This is a genomic window from Thermococcus prieurii (assembly GCF_054657655.1).
In genome coordinates, this window is sequence record NZ_BAAHYH010000002.1 from 13,108 (window position 1) to 29,931 (window position 16,824).

20 protein-coding genes are annotated in these 16,824 nt (G+C 55.0%); 12 read left to right on the forward strand and 8 right to left on the reverse strand.

Going from position 1 to position 16,824, the window contains the following annotated elements:
• Positions 1-104: 104 nt before the first annotated feature.
• A complete protein-coding gene (locus ACYQ04_RS03340) occupies positions 105-575 on the forward strand; it encodes a DUF192 domain-containing protein (protein WP_460127362.1) in 471 nt (156 codons plus the stop codon).
• A gap of 32 nt (positions 576-607) precedes the next feature.
• On the opposite strand, the gene ACYQ04_RS03345 is transcribed toward ACYQ04_RS03340, so the two are convergent.
• Positions 608-955 (reverse strand): 6-pyruvoyl trahydropterin synthase family protein, encoded by a 348-nt coding sequence (locus tag ACYQ04_RS03345; protein WP_460129790.1) that lies wholly within the window; start codon positions 953-955, stop codon positions 608-610.
• A 71-nt stretch (positions 956-1,026) separates the two neighbouring features.
• Here ACYQ04_RS03345 and ACYQ04_RS03350 point away from each other — a divergent pair, with 71 nt between their 5' ends.
• The 5 genes from ACYQ04_RS03350 (at position 1,027) to ACYQ04_RS03370 (ending at position 3,535) form a co-directional block, all read left to right on the forward strand.
• A complete protein-coding gene (locus tag ACYQ04_RS03350; RefSeq protein WP_099211331.1) occupies positions 1,027-1,437 on the forward strand; it encodes a YhbY family RNA-binding protein in 411 nt (136 codons plus the stop codon).
• Positions 1,438-1,440: 3 nt separating this feature from the next.
• A complete protein-coding gene (locus ACYQ04_RS03355) occupies positions 1,441-1,893 on the forward strand; it encodes a 30S ribosomal protein S19e (RefSeq protein WP_460127364.1) in 453 nt (150 codons plus the stop codon).
• A 73-nt stretch (positions 1,894-1,966) separates the two neighbouring features.
• Complete coding sequence (locus tag ACYQ04_RS03360; protein WP_460129793.1) at positions 1,967-2,305, forward strand: DNA-binding protein; 339 nt, start codon at positions 1,967-1,969, stop codon at positions 2,303-2,305.
• A 14-nt stretch (positions 2,306-2,319) separates the two neighbouring features.
• On the forward strand, positions 2,320-2,613 hold the full coding sequence (locus ACYQ04_RS03365; protein ID WP_460127366.1) for a hypothetical protein: 294 nt from the start codon (positions 2,320-2,322) through the stop codon (positions 2,611-2,613).
• A gap of 22 nt (positions 2,614-2,635) precedes the next feature.
• The gene (locus ACYQ04_RS03370; RefSeq protein ID WP_460127367.1) at positions 2,636-3,535 is read left to right on the forward strand and encodes a transcription initiation factor IIB; all 900 of its coding nucleotides are present in this window, start codon (positions 2,636-2,638) and stop codon (positions 3,533-3,535) included.
• On the opposite strand, the gene fen is transcribed toward ACYQ04_RS03370, so the two are convergent.
• A complete protein-coding gene (gene fen / locus ACYQ04_RS03375; protein ID WP_460129794.1) occupies positions 3,532-4,551 on the reverse strand; it encodes a flap endonuclease-1 in 1,020 nt (339 codons plus the stop codon). The two genes, ACYQ04_RS03370 and fen, sit on opposite strands and share 4 nt — an antisense overlap.
• A 91-nt stretch (positions 4,552-4,642) precedes the next feature.
• A complete protein-coding gene (locus tag ACYQ04_RS03380; protein WP_099211325.1) occupies positions 4,643-5,098 on the reverse strand; it encodes a phosphate-starvation-inducible PsiE family protein in 456 nt (151 codons plus the stop codon).
• A gap of 222 nt (positions 5,099-5,320) precedes the next feature.
• On the opposite strand from ACYQ04_RS03380, the gene acs reads away from it, so the two are divergent.
• Genes acs through ACYQ04_RS03395 form a run of 3 tightly spaced genes read left to right on the forward strand, consistent with a single transcriptional unit; the run spans position 5,321 to position 8,288 of the window.
• Positions 5,321-6,712 (forward strand): acetate--CoA ligase alpha subunit, encoded by a 1,392-nt coding sequence (gene acs, locus ACYQ04_RS03385; protein WP_167913598.1) that lies wholly within the window; start codon positions 5,321-5,323, stop codon positions 6,710-6,712.
• Positions 6,713-6,772: 60 nt separating this feature from the next.
• Entirely contained in the window at positions 6,773-7,558 is a 786-nt protein-coding gene (locus tag ACYQ04_RS03390; protein WP_460127370.1) for a hypothetical protein, read from the forward strand.
• Between the two features lie 31 nt (positions 7,559-7,589).
• Positions 7,590-8,288, forward strand: a complete 699-nt coding sequence (locus ACYQ04_RS03395) for a metallophosphoesterase family protein (protein WP_460127372.1) — start codon at positions 7,590-7,592, stop codon at positions 8,286-8,288.
• On the opposite strand, the gene ACYQ04_RS03400 is transcribed toward ACYQ04_RS03395, so the two are convergent.
• The 3 genes from ACYQ04_RS03400 to ACYQ04_RS03410 all read right to left on the reverse strand — a co-directional run bounded on the left by ACYQ04_RS03400 (position 8,285) and on the right by ACYQ04_RS03410 (position 11,963).
• Positions 8,285-8,617: a PRC-barrel domain-containing protein gene (locus ACYQ04_RS03400; RefSeq protein ID WP_099211317.1), complete on the reverse strand. Its 333-nt coding sequence runs from the start codon at positions 8,615-8,617 to the stop codon at positions 8,285-8,287. The two genes, ACYQ04_RS03395 and ACYQ04_RS03400, sit on opposite strands and share 4 nt — an antisense overlap.
• 80 nt (positions 8,618-8,697) lie before the next feature.
• Positions 8,698-11,211, reverse strand: a complete 2,514-nt coding sequence (locus ACYQ04_RS03405) for a CDC48 family AAA ATPase (protein WP_460127374.1) — start codon at positions 11,209-11,211, stop codon at positions 8,698-8,700.
• A complete protein-coding gene (locus tag ACYQ04_RS03410) occupies positions 11,208-11,963 on the reverse strand; it encodes a hypothetical protein (protein ID WP_460127376.1) in 756 nt (251 codons plus the stop codon). The genes ACYQ04_RS03405 and ACYQ04_RS03410 overlap by 4 nt, the downstream gene beginning before the upstream one ends.
• Before the next feature lie 123 nt (positions 11,964-12,086).
• Here ACYQ04_RS03410 and ACYQ04_RS03415 point away from each other — a divergent pair, with 123 nt between their 5' ends.
• Both ACYQ04_RS03415 and ACYQ04_RS03420 read left to right on the forward strand, forming a co-directional pair.
• On the forward strand, positions 12,087-12,227 hold the full coding sequence (locus ACYQ04_RS03415; RefSeq protein ID WP_156927381.1) for a hypothetical protein: 141 nt from the start codon (positions 12,087-12,089) through the stop codon (positions 12,225-12,227).
• Between the two features lie 73 nt (positions 12,228-12,300).
• Entirely contained in the window at positions 12,301-13,503 is a 1,203-nt protein-coding gene (locus tag ACYQ04_RS03420; protein WP_460127378.1) for a molybdenum cofactor synthesis domain-containing protein, read from the forward strand.
• On the opposite strand, the gene ACYQ04_RS03425 is transcribed toward ACYQ04_RS03420, so the two are convergent.
• Positions 13,500-14,582 (reverse strand): AAA family ATPase, encoded by a 1,083-nt coding sequence (locus tag ACYQ04_RS03425; RefSeq protein ID WP_460127380.1) that lies wholly within the window; start codon positions 14,580-14,582, stop codon positions 13,500-13,502. The two genes, ACYQ04_RS03420 and ACYQ04_RS03425, sit on opposite strands and share 4 nt — an antisense overlap.
• A gap of 117 nt (positions 14,583-14,699) precedes the next feature.
• Between ACYQ04_RS03425 and serS the strand changes: the two genes are divergently transcribed.
• Entirely contained in the window at positions 14,700-16,064 is a 1,365-nt protein-coding gene (gene serS, locus ACYQ04_RS03430; protein WP_460129796.1) for a serine--tRNA ligase, read from the forward strand.
• 5 nt (positions 16,065-16,069) lie between these two features.
• Here serS and ACYQ04_RS03435 read toward each other — a convergent pair whose 3' ends face one another.
• Positions 16,070-16,795, reverse strand: coding sequence for a hypothetical protein (locus ACYQ04_RS03435; protein ID WP_460127382.1), 726 nt, complete (start codon positions 16,793-16,795; stop codon positions 16,070-16,072).
• Positions 16,796-16,824: the final 29 nt, after the last annotated feature.

Sequence of the window (16,824 nt, forward strand, 5' to 3'; positions counted from 1 at the left end):
CCCACCACCCCCTTCCCTTTTCGCTCCCATATTTTAGTTACATTTTGTATTTAAAAGTTTTTCGCCTCACAAGGCTTATTAAGGGACAGGAACAACCTTGAGACATGATAATCAACGAGACGAAGGGCAGGGTCTGGCACGGGCGCGTGGAGCTCGCGGATACCTTCTTCAAGCGCTTTAGAGGGTTAATGCTCGTGGGCAACGTAAGTTATGCCCTCGTTTTCGTCCTCCCCGTGGAGAGCAGGGTTAACGCTTCAATCCACATGCTCTTCATGCTGAGCGACATCGACGTAATCTGGCTCGACTCGACGAAAAGGGTGGTTGACTTCAAGAGGGCAAAGAAGTGGCGCGTTTACGCCCCAAAGAAACCGGCCAAGTACATCATAGAGGGGCCCGTCGGCCTCATCGGATCCCTTGAGGTGGAAGAAGGGGATTTAATAAGCTGGCAGGTCAGCGAGGAGAAGAGGAAAAGCGTTCCGGTTCGGGTCTCGCTCCCTAGAAAGGTCTCCTTTGACAAGGCCAACGGCTTCACAATGGCGGAGAGCGTTAAGGAAGTGAAAGCCAAGAGGAATTAGTTCCGTGCAGTGAGTTTTTGCCAGAAGAATTCTCAGAACTCCAGCTCGACCCCGTTCTCGTCACCCTCCCATAGGACCAGCCTCTTCAGAGAAACGCCCTCGGGGAGCTTCGCATTAACCTGCTCCGCAATCCAGAGCGCAATGTTCTCTGTCGTCGGGTTCTCAAAGAGGGAGTTGAGGTTTCTGTGGTCAAGCCTTCCAATGATTTCCTCCACGATGCGTCTCAGCTCGATGAAGTCAATCACGTAACCGTTCCTCAAGGGTCCTTCAACTGCAATCTCAAGCCTGAACGTGTGTCCGTGAATTTCCTCCGGTTTTCCGTTGATGAGAACCGCGTGAGCTGATTCGAACCTGAAGCGTTCAACTACCCTTGCTTTCATGGGGGTCACCAACACTTGAGGGGCCAACCTTTTTAAGGCCCTTTCGGGCCAGAGGTTAAGAGGTGAGAGAGATGGAGAAACGCTTACCCGGTAAGGTGAGGAGGGCTCTGCGCGCGAGATACTACGACATCGAACCGCGAGCGTGGATTGGTAAGAAAGGTCTCGCCGAGAGCGTGATTGAGGAGATAAACACTCAGCTTGAGAAGGACGGTGTCCTTAAGGTCGAGATAAGGAAGGGAGCGCTCATCTCGACCGGGATGGACAGGAAGGCCATAGCGGAGAAGGTAGCCGAGCTCACCGACAGCGAGCTGATAGACGTCAGGGGCAAAAGGTTTATATTGTTCAAACCGAGGGAAGGCTGGGAAAGGTATTTAAGGCGCCTTGAAAGAAAGGCGTCGGCTGAGAGGCGGGAGAAGCCCGTCCGTAAAGTCAGGCTCGACATCGCTAACTTCAGGAAGAAGTTTAGAAAGGGGAGGGATTGAAAGATGGCGACTGTCTATGACGTTCCCGGTGACCTGCTCGTCGAGAGGGTCGCGCAGGCACTCAAAGAGGTTAAGGAGATAAAGCCCCCCGAGTGGGCGCCCTTCGTTAAGACCGGAATGCACAAGGAGAGACTTCCAGAGCAGGACGACTGGTGGTACTACCGCGTTGCCAGCATACTCAGAAAGGTCTACATCGACGGCCCCGTCGGAATCGAGAGGCTCAGGACCTGGTACGGGGGCAGGAAGAACCGCGGACACGCCCCGGAGCACTTCTACAAGGCCGGAGGAAGCATAATCAGGAAGGCCCTCCAGCAGCTTGAGGCGGCCGGCTTCGTCCAGAAGGTTCCGGGAGAGGGAAGGGTCATAACCCCGAAGGGCCAGAGCTTCCTTGACAAGATTGCCACTGAGCTCAAGAAGGAGCTCGAGGAGCAGATTCCGGAGCTCAAGAAGTACTGAGCTCCCTTTTTCTCACATCCCACCCAATACCTTTTTAACTCCCGCTTCTGAGCCTGAACCGGAGGTGAGGGGCATGGCTGAGGACATTGAGGAGATTAGGAAGCGCAAGCTCATGGAGCTTCAGAAGAAGTACCTCGAACAGCAGAAAGCCCAGGAGGAGGCAATGAGGCAGGAGATGGAGCTCCAGGCCCAGCTCGATGCCATAATGAGAAAAATCCTGACGCCGGACGCGAGGGAGAGGCTCGGTCGCGTTAAGCTCGTCAAGCCGGAACTCGCGAGACAGGTTGAGCTCGTCCTCGTTCAGCTCTACCAGGCCGGCCAGATAAGGGAACCGATAGACGACGCCAAGCTGAAGAAGATACTGGCTCAGATTGACGCGAGGACGAGAAGGGAGTTCAGGATTAAGTGGTAGCGGACGGTGCATTAATGGACGCGCGGGAGATAGTGAAGATTCTCGACGAAAAGGGAGAGGTCAGTCTCGACACCTGGAAGGTCGTCTCCGTCAGGAAGAATGACGACGGGACCGCGGACGTCCTCTACAAGAACCGGCACGTGGGTAGTGAGGAGAACCCCGTTTTCCTCTGGATTTACGCCAACATAGTTGAAGACGACTGGGACGTCCGGGTTTTGGAGAGGATAACCTTCCAGAAGGAGGACCTGCTCTGGCTGTTGAAGTTCGTCTTTCCGAAAGTTAAGGTTTATAAGGGGCTTGCAAAATAGCCCGCCGGCCGGGGGTGTTTGAGTGAGCGGGAAGAGAGTGTGTCCCGTCTGTGGCTCTACCGAGTTCATTTACGACCCCAGCAGGGGTGAAATAGTCTGTAAGGTTTGCGGTTACGTCATCGAGGAGAACGTTGTCGATGAGGGGCCGGAGTGGAGGGCCTTCGATCCCAGCCAGAGGGAGAAGAGGGCGCGCGTTGGAGCGCCGGAGAGCATACTCCTCCACGATAAGGGTCTCTCGACCGACATAGGGATAGACCGCTCCCTCACCGGCTTGATGAGGGAGAAGATGTACCGCCTCAGGAAGTGGCAGAGCCGTTTGAGGGTCAGCGATGCCGCTGAGAGGAATCTGGCGTTCGCGCTCAGTGAGCTCGACAGGATAGCGAGCCAGCTCAAGCTCCCGAGGCACGTTGAGGAGGAAGCCGCGAGGCTCTACAGGGAGGCAGTCAGAAAGGGCCTCATAAGGGGTCGCTCAATTGAAGCGGTTATAGCGGCCTGCGTTTATGCGGCCTGCCGACTTTTGAAGGTTCCAAGGACGCTCGACGAGATAGCGGACATCTCGCGCGTTGACAAGAAGGAAATCGGAAGGAGCTTCCGCTTCATAGCGAGGCACCTTAACTTAACTCCAAAGAAGCTCTTCGTCAAACCGACCGATTACGTGAACAAGTTTGCCGACGAGCTCAATCTGAGCGAGAAGGTGCGGAGAAGGGCAATCCAGATACTTGAGGAGGCCTACGAGAAGGGCCTCACGAGCGGAAAGAGCCCGGCCGGTCTGGTTGCGGCGGCGCTTTACATAGCGGGACTGCTCGAGGGAGAGAAAAGGACGCAGAGGGAAGTGGCCGAGGTCGCGCGCGTCACTGAGGTCACAGTTCGGAACCGCTACAAGGAGCTCGTTGACAAGCTAAACCTCAAGATACCGCTTTAGCGGAACCAGCTCTCGAGCGTTCTCTGTTTTCCCGCCTTCACGGCTTTCTTCAGCCTCTCAAGGCCGTTCTTAACGCGCTCCTCGCTGAAGTCATGCTCATCACAGAGGAACCTTAGGATCCCCTCCTCGTCGGGCTCACGCCACTTGAGCTCGTAGTCGTCCGTGACAGGTGGATTCAGGAAGAACTCCTTTATCGCGTACAAATCAACGTCGCTCATCTTCTGGTACTTCGCCAGCGGGTCCTTCGAGCGTTTGACTATCGTTAAAGCCTTCTTGGGCCCGATTCCCTTGATTCCGCCCGGGTTGTAGTCCGTCCCAACGAGAATTGCCAGCTCGATGAGCTTCTCCCTATCTATGCCGAGCTCCTTGAGAACCTCCTCGAGGATTATGAGCTCGGGCTTAACCTCGACGTAGACGTTCTTTCCGGGGAGCTTCCTCCTTCCCGTTATCGTGAGGTTCCTCACGAGCCTCGGCGCCCCGAAGAGGAGGCTGTCGTAGTCCTGGCTCGCGGAGGCGTAGACGTCCTTCTTGGAGGCCATGTAGGCGGCTTGAGCCTCACCCTCGCTCGGGGCCTGAACCACCGGAACACCCATTAACTGGAGCAGTTTCTTGGCGTCCTCTATGAGGGTCTCGTTGAGCCTCGTTGCCCTCATTGCGTACTTCTTGGCCTCCTCTATGTCGCCCCTCTCAAGGGCCTCGTGCCACTTCTCCTCGGCCTCCTCCCTGGCTTCACGCCTCTTCTCAAGCTCCCTCCTCTTGAAGGCCGGTGGCTCGCCGTCGAAGACGTAAGCTGGCTTTATGCCAACCTCCATCAGGTTAATCGTCCTGTAAAAGAACCCGCTCAGGTGAGAGGTTATCCTGCCCTTCGAATCCATTAGGGGCGTCCCGTCGCGCTGTCTTATGGTCGAGAGGAACTGGTACATGGCGTTGAATGCATCAATCGCCACTTTCTTTCCATAAAGCCTCTCCAGCTCGATTTCCTTTCTCGGAACCAGCTCGCCGATTTGGACTCCCACCATCACCACCCAAGAAAAGTGGGGAAAGGGGTATTTAGGGTTTGCCTCGGCCTACCGGCTTGTCATCACATCTCAGGGAGGGGAAGGGTCATCATCGGCGGTAGAGACCCTTCTCGATTAGGAACTCCTCGTGCCTCGTCCTCCTCTGCCTCTCCTGTACGTAAATCCAGCCCATCACGAAAATCAACGCCGCCATGCCGAGGAGCGTCTGCCAGCCGAGCTGGTTGTAGTCAAGGGTGATTATAATCTTTCTCACCATCGCCAGAACGCCGAGCTCGACGACGTTCCTCATGCTGACGTGGTGCTCCTTGACGTACATGGTGAGCAGTTCAAAGATTTCGAGGAAGATTATGACGAGGACTATCTGGTGCAGGACCTCCTCGATGTTGAAGGCGTGCAGGGTCTCGGTGATGAGGCTGAACATCAGGTAAACGACGTAGCCCATGGTTATCGTGGCGAGGCCTATAACGACTATGTCAAAGAGAACGCTCAACCACTTAACAAGCCAGTTTTCAATGAGGCCGGCATCGTGATGCTTCCTTCCCATCCGCACACCCAAGAGGTTCTCCCCAAAATTGCTAAAAACTTTTCGGCAAACCTAAGGGTTCTTCGAAAGCCTAAGAAATCCTTGCTGAGAATTTTGAAACATCAGTTGGGAACTTCAGGTGTTTTAACGTCTGTCGAGTCCGATATCGTCAAAAAGAGAAGGGAAAGGTTTTAACTGCCTTTTACAGACGTAAAAGTGTAAATGTCATCCGAGGTGATAAAAATGGTTGACCCGAACATCGAAGCCCTTTTCAGGCCGAAGAGCATCGCCGTGATAGGCGCCTCCGAGAAGCCGGGCAAGATAGGGTACGCGATTATGAAGAACCTCGTGGAGTACGGCTACGAGGGCAAAATCTACCCCGTCAACATCAAGGGCGTTGAGATTAAGATTGGCAACCGCGTTTTCAAGTCCTACAAGAGCATTCTTGAGGTTCCCGACGAGGTCGACATGGCCGTCATCGTTGTTCCCGCCAAGTTCGTCCCGCAGGTCGTCGAGGACTGCGGAAAGAAGGGCGTTAAGGTTCTCCCGATTATCAGCTCGGGCTTCGGTGAGCTCGGCCCCGAGGGCAAGAAGGTCGAGGAACAGCTCGTTGAGACCGCCAGAAAGTACGGCATGAGAATCCTCGGTCCGAACATCTTCGGTGTCGTCTACACTCCAGACAAGCTCAACGCCACCTTCGGCCCGACCGACGTCCTTCCGGGCCCGCTCGCGCTCATCAGCCAGAGCGGAGCGCTTGGAATAGCTCTCATGGGCTGGACGATTCTTGAAAAGGTCGGCCTCTCGGCGGTCGTCAGCGTTGGAAACAAGAGCGACATAGACGACGCTGACCTGCTCGAGTTCTTCAAGGAGGACGAGAACACCAAGGCCATACTCATCTACATGGAAGGAGTTAAGGACGGAAGGCGCTTCATGGAGACCGCGAAGGACGTCAGCAAGGTCAAGCCGATAGTCGTCATAAAGGCCGGAAGGAGCGAGCGCGGTGCCAAGGCCGCCGCTTCCCACACAGGCTCTCTCGCGGGAAGCGACAAGATTTACGATGCGGCGTTCAAGCAGGCGGGAATAATAAGGGCCTACACCATCGGCGAGGCCTTCGACTACGCGAGGACCCTCAGCAACCTCCCCGAGCCCCCTGGAGAGAACCTCGTCATAATCACCAACGGCGGTGGAATAGGCGTCATGGCCACAGATGCGGCCGAGGAAGCCGGCCTGCACCTCTACGACGACCTCGAACAGCTCAAGGTCTTCGCCAACTACATGCCACCCTTCGGTTCCTACAAGAACCCCGTTGACCTGACCGGTATGGCCGGCGCCGAGGGCTACGAGGGAGCCATCAAGGCCGCCCTTGAGCACCCGGAGATGCACAGCATAGCAGTTCTCTACTGTCAGACGGCAGTTCTCGACCCGAGGGATTTGGCCGACATAGTCATCCGCGAGTACAACGCCAGCGGAAGGAAGAAGCCCCTCGTCGTTGCCATCGTTGGCGGAATCGAGGCCAAGGAAGCCATCGACAGGCTCAACGAGGAGGGAATCCCAGCCTATCCGGAGCCCGAGCGCGCTATCAAGGCCCTCGCGGCGCTCTACCGCTGGAGCAGGTGGAAGGCCAAGCAGGAGTGAATTTCGCTTCTTCCCCAAAATCTTTTTATACTTTTGATGCGTAATTCAGTGGGGGTCGTGATGAAGCGCTGGCTGAAACTTTTTGGAATCGTTCTCTTCACAATCGGTTTCGTCCTTGCCGCGACTTACGACCGGCCGAACTGCTCGGGAATCGCCTGTCCTATTGCAATTCCAGTTTTTGAACTTGGAAACCACACGGTGAAGAACGGAGAATACATAAACGCCTATGTACTGGCCTTTAAAGGCAATTGCACCGGGAACAGCATAGTTGTGGCATCCTCTTCGGGAGCGGTCAGATTCAGGCTAAAAGAAGGGGTTTACATAGCTGATAAGGCTGGTCTCTTTGAAAAGTTCAAGGTCCCCCAGTGCATCGGTAATCTCACAGTCTATGAGTTCAACCCGTACCTTTCAAATGTCCTTCCTGTGGTAATATCCTACGACGGCAGGTATTTCGTGTTCCATGAAAGTTACACTATTGGATTGAAACGCTTCTACATGAAAGCCATCGGTCCGATTGGTTTCAATATCACTGATATGGCCACCATATTCCCAGCGAGAGAGTTCAGAAGGCTGGAGGTAAGCTATTCAAACGGCACAGTCCGTGTGAGGGATTTGACTTATCATCGAGAAATCGGTGGAATAGAAATAATGCCCGGGACACAGGTAAGCAGTATGACGATTTATAACGACCCAGAGGGCTACTTCGAGTCCAGGAACTGCACCGAGCACTACAGGGAGATTGTTGAGGCCTGCCGCGCCAGTGGCTCCCCGGAGTACCAGTTCTCCCTCGGTGTCGGTCTCATGGTTCTTGGCTTTGGCCTGTTCTGGCTGGGAAAGAAGCTTTAAGTTCCACTCCAATTTTTCCACGGTGGCGGGCATGCTCATAGCACTCATAAGCGATATTCATTCGAACCTTGAGGCCCTCGAAGCCGTGTGGGACGAGATTAAGGATGCTGATGTTTTCCTCTGCATGGGCGACCTCGTTGGCTACGGGGCAAGCCCAAACGAGGTCGTTGAGTTTGTGCGGAAGCAAATGGAGAGGAGAACCTTTCTCTGCGTCCGCGGGAACCACGACAACGCCATAGCCTTCGGCGCTGACTGGAGCTTCAACCCCTACGCGAGGCAGGCCGTGAGGTGGCACCAGCGCGTCATGACCTCTGAGAACCTCGAGTTCCTCAGGCAACTTCCAGTAAGGCAGCTCTTCACGGACGACACGGGCAGAAGCTACCTTCTCATCCACGGTTCGCCAAGGGCGCCCCTCGACGAGTACCTCTTTCCATGGCTTCCTGAGAGCGAGTTCAGGGCCGTGCTGAGCTATGTCCGCCAGGACGACCTCCTTCTCGGCCACACCCACGTGCCGATGCTGAAGGAAATCGAGGGTAGGAGGATAATAAACCCTGGCTCCGTTGGTCAGCCGAGGGATGGGGACTGGAGGGCGAGCTACGCGCTGATTGATACAGAAACGAAGGGGGTAACCTTCTATCGCATTGAATACGACGTTGAAGAAAGCACGAGGAAGATAATAGAGGCGGGATTGCCGAGGTTTTTAGCGGATAGGCTCTTTGAGGGCCTTTAGTCCTTTTTCTTCAGGCCACCTTCTAGGGGTTTGGTCCTTTGAACGGTTGTTTTTGGAAGGTGTTTGAGTTTCGAGCGTACGGCAAGTTTGTTGGAGTCTATTATTATGACCTCGCCGATGCTTTTAACTGCACTGATGGGGATTAAGAGAAGCCCCTCATGGTCAGTTACGAACTCACTCGTGTCGAGGTCCTCATCGGGCTCGGCGACGATTACAAGGATTTCGCCGGTTTCCTCGTCGAAGCTGAGGTCATAAACCCACCCGAGTCTTATTCCAGTGTCCGTTATTAGCTCCACATCCCTAAGCTTGGATGCCATTATCTTGACCATCTTCGCCACCCCTGAGCTTAATCGTGTAGCCCCTTGGGGATTAACGTATAAAACCTTTTCCAAAGGAAACCGGGAGAAAATCAGAAGGTGTAGTAATCCACACCCCCGCGCTCCCTCTCGGGCTTCCTCTTTCTGCCCTCCTCGAAGTTCTTGTAGTAATCAATCATATAGGGTGTTATGCTGGGCTTGACCTTCTTCATGGCCTCCTCGAAGTCCCTCCTCGAGACCTTGAGCTTCTCGAGGAACTCCTCACTCTCGCTCTCAACGAGCTCGCTCGGAAGTTCGCGCATGACCCTGCGCATCGCTATGAGCGCCGCTTCCCTGACAAGGGCTTCAATGTCAGCTCCGGAGTAACCCTCTGTCTTCTTGGCGAGCTCGGCAAGGTTGACGTCCTTCGCGAGGGGGACGCGCCTCGTGTGGACCTTCAGTATCTCAAGCCTGGCTTTCTCGTCGGGCGCCGGAACGAGCACGAGCCTGTCAAAGCGTCCCGGCCTGAGCAGGGCCGGGTCGAGTATGTCGGGCCTGTTCGTTGCCGCTATAACCACGACGCCGCTGTTCCGCTCTATGCCGTCCATCTCAGTCAACAGCTGGTTGATGAGCCTGTCCGTAACACGGTCGCCTTCAGCTCCCCTCGCGGGCGCTATCGCGTCAATCTCGTCGATGAATATCACCGTCGGAGCCGCCTGGCGGGCCTTCCTGAATATCTCCCTTACCCTCTTCTCGCTCTCGCCGACCCACTTGCTCAGAACTTCCGGCCCGCGGATTCCGATGAAGTTGGCCTCGCTCTCGTTCGCCACTGCCTTCGCGAGGAGGGTCTTACCCGTTCCAGGCGGACCGTAGAGGAGTATGCCCCTTGGGGGCGTTATGCCGAGCCTCTCGAACGCCTTCGGGTACTTAAGCGGCCATTCTACCGCCTCTCTGAGCTCCTGCTTGACGTCCTCAAGGCCTCCAATGTCGTCCCAGCGGACGTTGGGAACCTCTATGAGGACCTCCCTGAGCGCTGACGGCTCGACCATCTTGAGGGCCTCGTAGAAGTCCTCCTTCCTGACGCGGAGCTCCTGAAGAACCTCCGGCGGTATCTTTTCCTGCTCGGGACTTATCTTGCCCTCGTTTATCAGCCTCCTCAAGACGACCATAGCGGCTTCTCTGGCGAGGGCCGCGAGGTCCGCTCCAACGAACCCGTGCGTCTTGTCGGCAATCTCCTCGAGCATCTTGTCGATGAGCCTGCTCCGCACTTCAGCGTAGATTTCACCCTCGCTCTTGAGGGCCTCCTTGACCTCCCCTTCGTCCCTTGCCTCCTCAACCCTGCGAATCAGCGATTCAAGCTTTTTCTCATTGAAGGAGCCCTTGGACTTCATTTCCCTCAGAATCCTGAGGACGGTGGCCTTGTCGTAGTCCGGCTCAAGGGGCATTCCTCTGGTGTGTATCTGGAGTATCTCCTTCCTGCCCTGCTTGTCCGGAACGCCGACCTCAATCTCCCTGTCAAACCTTCCTGGCCTCCTGAGGGCCGGGTCTATAGCGTCGGGCCTGTTGGTCGCGGCAATGACTATGACCTTTCCGCGGCTCTTGAGACCATCCATCAGCGTCAGGAGCTGTGAAACAACCCTCTTCTCGACCTCTCCAACGACTTCCTCTCTCTTCGGAGCGATGGCATCAATCTCGTCGATGAAGATTATGCTCGGGGCGTTCTCCTCGGCTTCCTTGAAAATCTCCCTTAGGCGCTCCTCACTTTCGCCATAGAACTTGCTCATTATTTCGGGGCCGTTGATGGCTATGAAGTGGGCGTTTGCCTCGTTGGCGACGGCCTTGGCGAGTAGGGTCTTACCCGTTCCGGGCGGACCGTAGAGCAGGACACCCTTCGGAGGCTCGATACCAAGCCTTTCGAAGAGCTCTGGGTGCTTGAGGGGAAGCTCGACCATCTCGCGAATCTTCTGAATCGCGTCGCTCAGGCCACCGATGTCCTCGTAGGTGACCTCTGGAATGCTCTCTTCACGAACCTCAACGGCCTGCGGGAGAACCTCAACTTCAGTGTTGTAGGTTATCTGGACTATTCCCTTGGGAACCGTGTTTACAACCACGAACTTGAGCTCGCCGAAGCCGAGAGGCATCGCCTCAAAGAGACCCCTTAGGAGGTCGTCGAAGGGGGAGCCGCCGTAGTAGGTCTCGCTCCTGTTGCTTGCAACTAGGAGGTCGCCCTTGACGACGGGCCTGCCGAGGAGGTTCTGTTTGACCAAATCACCCGGAATCTGGATGAATACTCCCTTCTGGGCTGGTGCAAGCACTACTTTCTTCGCCTCCTGAACCTCGGCGCGTTTGACCGTCACGTAGTCGCCTATGCTTACCCCCGCGTTCCTCCTGATGTAACCGTCCATCCTGATTATGTCGAGTCCCCTGTCGTCCGGGTGCGGGTTCGCCACTATAGCTGCCGTCGTCCTCTCCCCAACGAGCTCAACGATGTCGCCCGGTTCAACACCAAGTTGCTTCTGATACTTCCTATCAAAGCGAACTATGCCCCTGCCGACGTCCCTCTTCAAGGCCTCCGCAACCCGGAGCTTAACCTCATCCACCTTTTCGGGTTCCTTTCCGAATATCATCTTGAACGCCTCCTGTGAAGTTCAATCGCCTCCTCAAGGGTCAGGTTCCCGAGGGCAACCTCCCTCGCGAGGCTTGAGGGGATTGTTATATTCCCACTCAGCTCCCTACTCCTCCTCTTAATATCATCGATTTCCCTTTTCGTGGGTTCTTTTACCTCGAGGAGCTCCCCTATCGTCGTCTCCCTTCCGCCCCTCAGGCCGATGTTGATTGAAGCGACTATGTCAACGACGGAGGAGCTCTCGATTCCTCCAACCTTTGGCGTCGTTCTGAACTCGTTGACGACGATTATCGGGTAATCGTAGCCCAGCATCTCGCCGAGGGCCTTGAGGGTCATCGTTCTGTGCCTTTTAGCGCCGTGGCCGATTTTTATCCTCGCACCGGGATACTTCTCAAGCAGGTCCACAACGATTTCAACGTCCCTTGGACTTCCAAGGCGGTGAACCTCTATAACCCTCCCATCCGCCACAACACTCAAACCCGGTCTCGCTCCGGGGTCTATTGCAATGAAGATGTTCTTAAACCTCTCCCTTCCTTCGAGCTTCGCGAGGAGTTCGTCTATGAAGTTCTCATCGTGAACGATGACCCTAACCGGGAAGTCCACCTTATCCCTCTCACCCGTCAGGACGACCTCAACGTCGTAGGGAATCCTCTCGCCAACGCGCAGGCTCAGGAAGGGGATTCGGTACTCCTTCAGGACCTTCGTGGCGGTGTAGTAGACCCGCGCGTCGTTTGTGACAATCGCAACCCTCATGGTTTCCACTTCTCACGGGGGATATAAACCTTTTTCGAAATCCCCTCGGGAGCGTCCGGATCTTTTAAATTTTTGGAATAAAGTTTATAGGTCATTGAACCAAATTCCAGGCGAGGGGAGAGTATGGACCCACCCAAGAAGAAGAAAGTGGTGGATGAGGAAGAGGAGTTCCTCGACGAGGAGTTCGAGCTTGAGGAGTGGGAGGACGAGGACTGGGAGGAAGAGTGGGAGGACGAAGACTGGGAAGATGAGGATGAGTGGTGAGCTTTTCGGTTAAACGTTCTCGTTTACGCAACCCATTTATACGCCAAGGCTTTTCTTTTCTCCCGGTGATAGAATGGCGTTCCTCAAAGTTGTGCCCCTTGAAAAGGCCCTTGAGGTCATAGACTCCTTCCCGCTCGAGCCGGAGGTCGAGAGGGTTCCGCTGGGCGAGGCCCTCGGCAGGGTTCTGGCTGAGGACGTCGTTTCGCCGATAAACGTGCCCCCCTTTGACAGGGCCACCGTTGACGGCTACGCGGTTAAGGCGGAGGACACCTTCATGGCGAGCGAAAGCGAGCCCGTCAGGCTTAAGGTAATCGGCGAGGTTAACGCGGGCGACTCTCCCGACTTCGAGCTGAAGCCCGGCGAGAGCGTTTACATCTCAACCGGAGCGCCCCTTCCGAAGGGCGCCGACGCGGTGGTACAGTTCGAGGACGTTGACAGGGACGGCGACGAGGTAATCATCTACAAGCCCGCTTACCCGGGACTGGGCGTCATGAAAGCCGGGGCCGACATACCTGCCGGCAAGCCCCTCCTCAAGAAAGGCACGAGGCTCGGCTTCAAGGAGACGGCCCTTCTATCTGCCGTTGATTTGGCCGAAGTTCCCGTCTTCAGGAAGCCGAAGGTGGCCGTCATAAGCACCGGAAACGAGCTCGTTCTCCCGGGCGAGGAGTTGAAACCGGGCCAGATTTACGACATCAACGGAAGGGCAATAGCCGACGCCGTCAAGGAGCTTGGAGGTGAAGCGGTTTTCCTCGGCATAGCGAAGGACGACCGCGAGAGCCTGAAGGCCCTGATAGAGAAGGGCGTTGAGTGCTGTGACATCGTGCTCCTCAGCGGTGGCGCGAGCGGTGGGATAAGGGATTTGACCAGCTCGATAATCGAGGAGCTCGGCGAGGTCAAAATCCACGGCATAGCGATTCAGCCAGGAAAGCCGACGATAATCGGTCTGATAGACGGAAAACCGGTCTTCGGCCTCCCCGGCTACCCGACGAGCTGTCTGACGAACTTCACCCTGCTCGTCGCCCCGCTCCTGAGGAAGCTCATCGGAAGGGAGAGCGAGGTCAGGAAGGTCAAAAAGAGGCTTGCCCACAAGGTCTTCTCGGTGAAGGGCAGAAGGCAGTTCCTCCCGGTGAGGATAGAGGGCGAAAGGGCCGTTCCGATACTCAAGGGGAGCGGTGCCGTCACGAGCTTTATCGATGCGGACGGCTTCATCGAGGTGCCTGAGAACGTGGAGATACTCGAGGCCGGGGAAGAGGTTGAGGTTACCTTCTTCGGCTAAACGCCGTACTCCCTCGCCCACTTTTCGTACCTCTTCAACATTTCCTTCTTTACCGGGCTCTTAACCCGTTTGAAAGCGTATTTGAAGTCTTTAGCCTCAAGTGGTCTCACAGTAAGCTCCTTTCCCGCTATCGAGCCCACCTTGAGCGGGTCGCTCAGCTCGGGGTTCATCTCCTCCAGCATGTGGAGAACCGCAAAGGTGCAGGCGTTCGCTATCTCCCTTCCCGAGTAGAGCCTTTTTACGGCTGTTTTCGCCAGGGAATCCAGCTTGACCTTCAATGAAACCCCCCGTAGATGTATCTGGAAGATTTCCCTCGCGCCTTCTTCATCCGGCAACGGCACGTAAATTCTCAGCGGGAAGCGGGAGAGCATAGCCTCGTCGAGGTCCCAGGGTGCGTTGGTAGAGGCGAGGGTTACGACCTTCTCGTTGCCCGTGAATCCGTCTATCTCGGCTAGTATCGTTCCCAAAAGTCTCCTCGCGGCATCATCAATCGAGGAACGCTTCATGGCCAAGGCGTCGAACTCGTCTATGAAAACGACACTTGGAGCTCTCTCCCTGGCCTTTGAGTAAATAGACGATGCTATCTTGCTCGACTCGCCGAAGTACTTGCTGAGAACGTCGCTCACCTTGACGTTTATGAACGTTGCCCTCATGCTGCCTGCGAGGGCTTTGGCGAGGAGGGTCTTGCCGGTCCCGGGCGGACCGAAGAGCAAAGTTCCCTTCCAGGGCTTGAAGTTTCCGGGGACCTTTGCCAGCATTATTCCAACTGACTGCGCAAGGAGTTTCTTGGCCTCCTTAAGTCCCCCTACATCCTCCCAGGTTACGCTCGACCTCGTGATTAATCTCTCAATTTTATCCCCCTGCATTTTTACATTGTGTTCTACGTTCTCCGCCTTTCTCTCCCACTCCAATGCCATTTCAAGGTAGTAGTGCGAGAACTGCAACTCCTCGGAAGCGAGCTTTCTTAAGAGGCCGGCGCACTGGAGGGCGAAGAAACGCGCCTTTCCCGCGTTGCCCTCCTCAAGGGCCCTCTCGTAGAGGCGCTCGTACCTGTGGAGAAGCGACGAGTAGGCTTTCATCGCGCCGGCCCCTCTGAGGACTTCGGCACGCGCTCTTATAGCGCTTTTGTGTAGGTGGTTGTGTAGCTTAGGAAACCTTTTTTAAAGGCCTCCCCGTTCTTTGGTTAGGTGTTGGCTATGCTCGACATAAAGCTCATCCGCGAAAAGCCCGAGGTCGTTAAAAAGGACCTCATCAAGAGGGGCGAAACCGAGAAGGTCAAATGGATTGACGAAATCCTTGAACTCGACAGGAAGTGGCGCGAGAACCTGAAGAAGATAAACCAGCTCAGGAAGGAGCGCAACCAGCTTGCCATACAGATAGGCAAGCGCAAGAAGGCTGGAGAGCCGATAGACGACCTCCTCGCGAGGAGCAACGAGATAGTGAAGCAGATTGAGAAGCTCGAGAAGGAAGTTGAGGCCCTGAAGAAGAAAATAGACTACTACCTATGGCGTTTGCCGAACATAACCCATGAGAGCGTTCCGGTTGGAGAAAGCGACGAGGACAACGTGCCAATAAGGTTCTGGGGCAAGGCCAAGGTCTGGGAGGGCTTCCTTGAGACCTTCAAGGAGCAGAGCCTCGGAAAGATGGAGTACGAGCTTTTGAGCTGGAAGCCGAGGCTCCACGTTGACATGCTCGAACTCCTCCGCGGTGCGGACCTTGAGAGGGCCGCGAAGGTGAGCGGTGCGAGATTCTACTACCTCCTCAACGAGCTGGTCATACTGGATTTGGCCTTAATCCGCTTCGCCCTCGACAAGCTCATCGAGAAGGGCTTCACGCCGGTTGTCCCGCCCTACATGGTGCGTCGCTTCGTTGAGGAAGGGGCGACGACCTTCGAGGACTTCGAGGACGTCATATACAAGGTCGAAGGTGAGGACCTCTACCTGATTCCGACGGCGGAGCACCCGTTAGCGGGCATGCACGCCAACGAAATCCTCGACGGTAAGGACTTACCGCTCCTCTACGTCGGCGTTAGCCCGTGCTTCAGAAAGGAGGCCGGAACCGCCGGAAAGGACACGAAGGGAATCTTCAGGGTGCACCAGTTCCACAAGGTCGAGCAGTTCGTCTATTCGAGGCCTGAGGAGAGCTGGGAGTGGCACGAGAAGCTCATAGCCAACGCCGAGGAGATATTCCAGGAGCTTGAGATTCCCTACAGGGTCGTGAACATCTGCACCGGCGATTTGGGTTACGTAGCGGCTAAAAAGTACGACATCGAGGCCTGGATGGCGGGCCAGGGCAAGTTCAGGGAGGTCGTCTCTGCCAGCAACTGTACCGACTGGCAGGCGAGGCGCTTGAACATCCGCTTCCGCGACAAGACCCACGAGAAGCCGAAGTTCGTCCACACGCTGAACTCGACGGCGATAGCGACATCGAGGGCCATCGTGGCGATACTCGAGAACCACCAGACTGAGGAGGGCGTTGTAAAGCTCCCGAAGGCCCTCTGGAAGTACACGGGCTTCAAGGAGATTCTGCCCGCGAGCATGAAGGAGAAGTGCTGTCAGTAGTGTAGTCAGGGGACAAACTTTCCTCTTTTAATTTCAATGAGTTTTTTAAGTTGGTTTACTCTCTCACTCACCTGCAAAAATTCCTCTGTATCTAGAGCACCTCCTATGAATGGGCAATCTTCGGGAAATATTATAAAAAGCTCACGAACATGTAATATCTCCCGTATGTTGTTCAAGTGTTTATCGAATTCTACTTTGTCCCCATTAACAACCGCGAGAATCAGCGACTTAAAATGGGATATAAACTGAGGAGGAAGATGGTATTCCACAAGGTCATACAACATGTACAAGTCAGATACGGCACCAACTGAAGTTACAAATGCCATAAAGAAGAATTCCCATGAATCATCTTCTTGTAATGAGCCAAGGTCTCTGATGAATATCTCATCACCTCTGTGAGTTAATTTCGATGTGCCATTCTGAATATCCAATGTCAAATCAGAAAAAACATGACATATGTGTGTTATGATTTTATGTTGAAGTTGCTCTGTATGTTCTTTTTTTAACAAGAGCCTCATACTTTGCCTCATTATTCCTGCCTGTTCTCTCATAATCTCCGCAGTTTGCTTATTGCACCATGCTTGGAACGCAAGTATGATAACTGTTCCTAGTGTAGCAAGTGGGCCAACGTACTGAATTCCCCACATCATCCCAGCGATAACCGCCAGTATCATTACAATGGCTACAGCAAACCAAAAGAGGAAGTCACCATTTTCAAGCTTACTCCACATACTCCCTCATGTACTCTATACAGTACAAC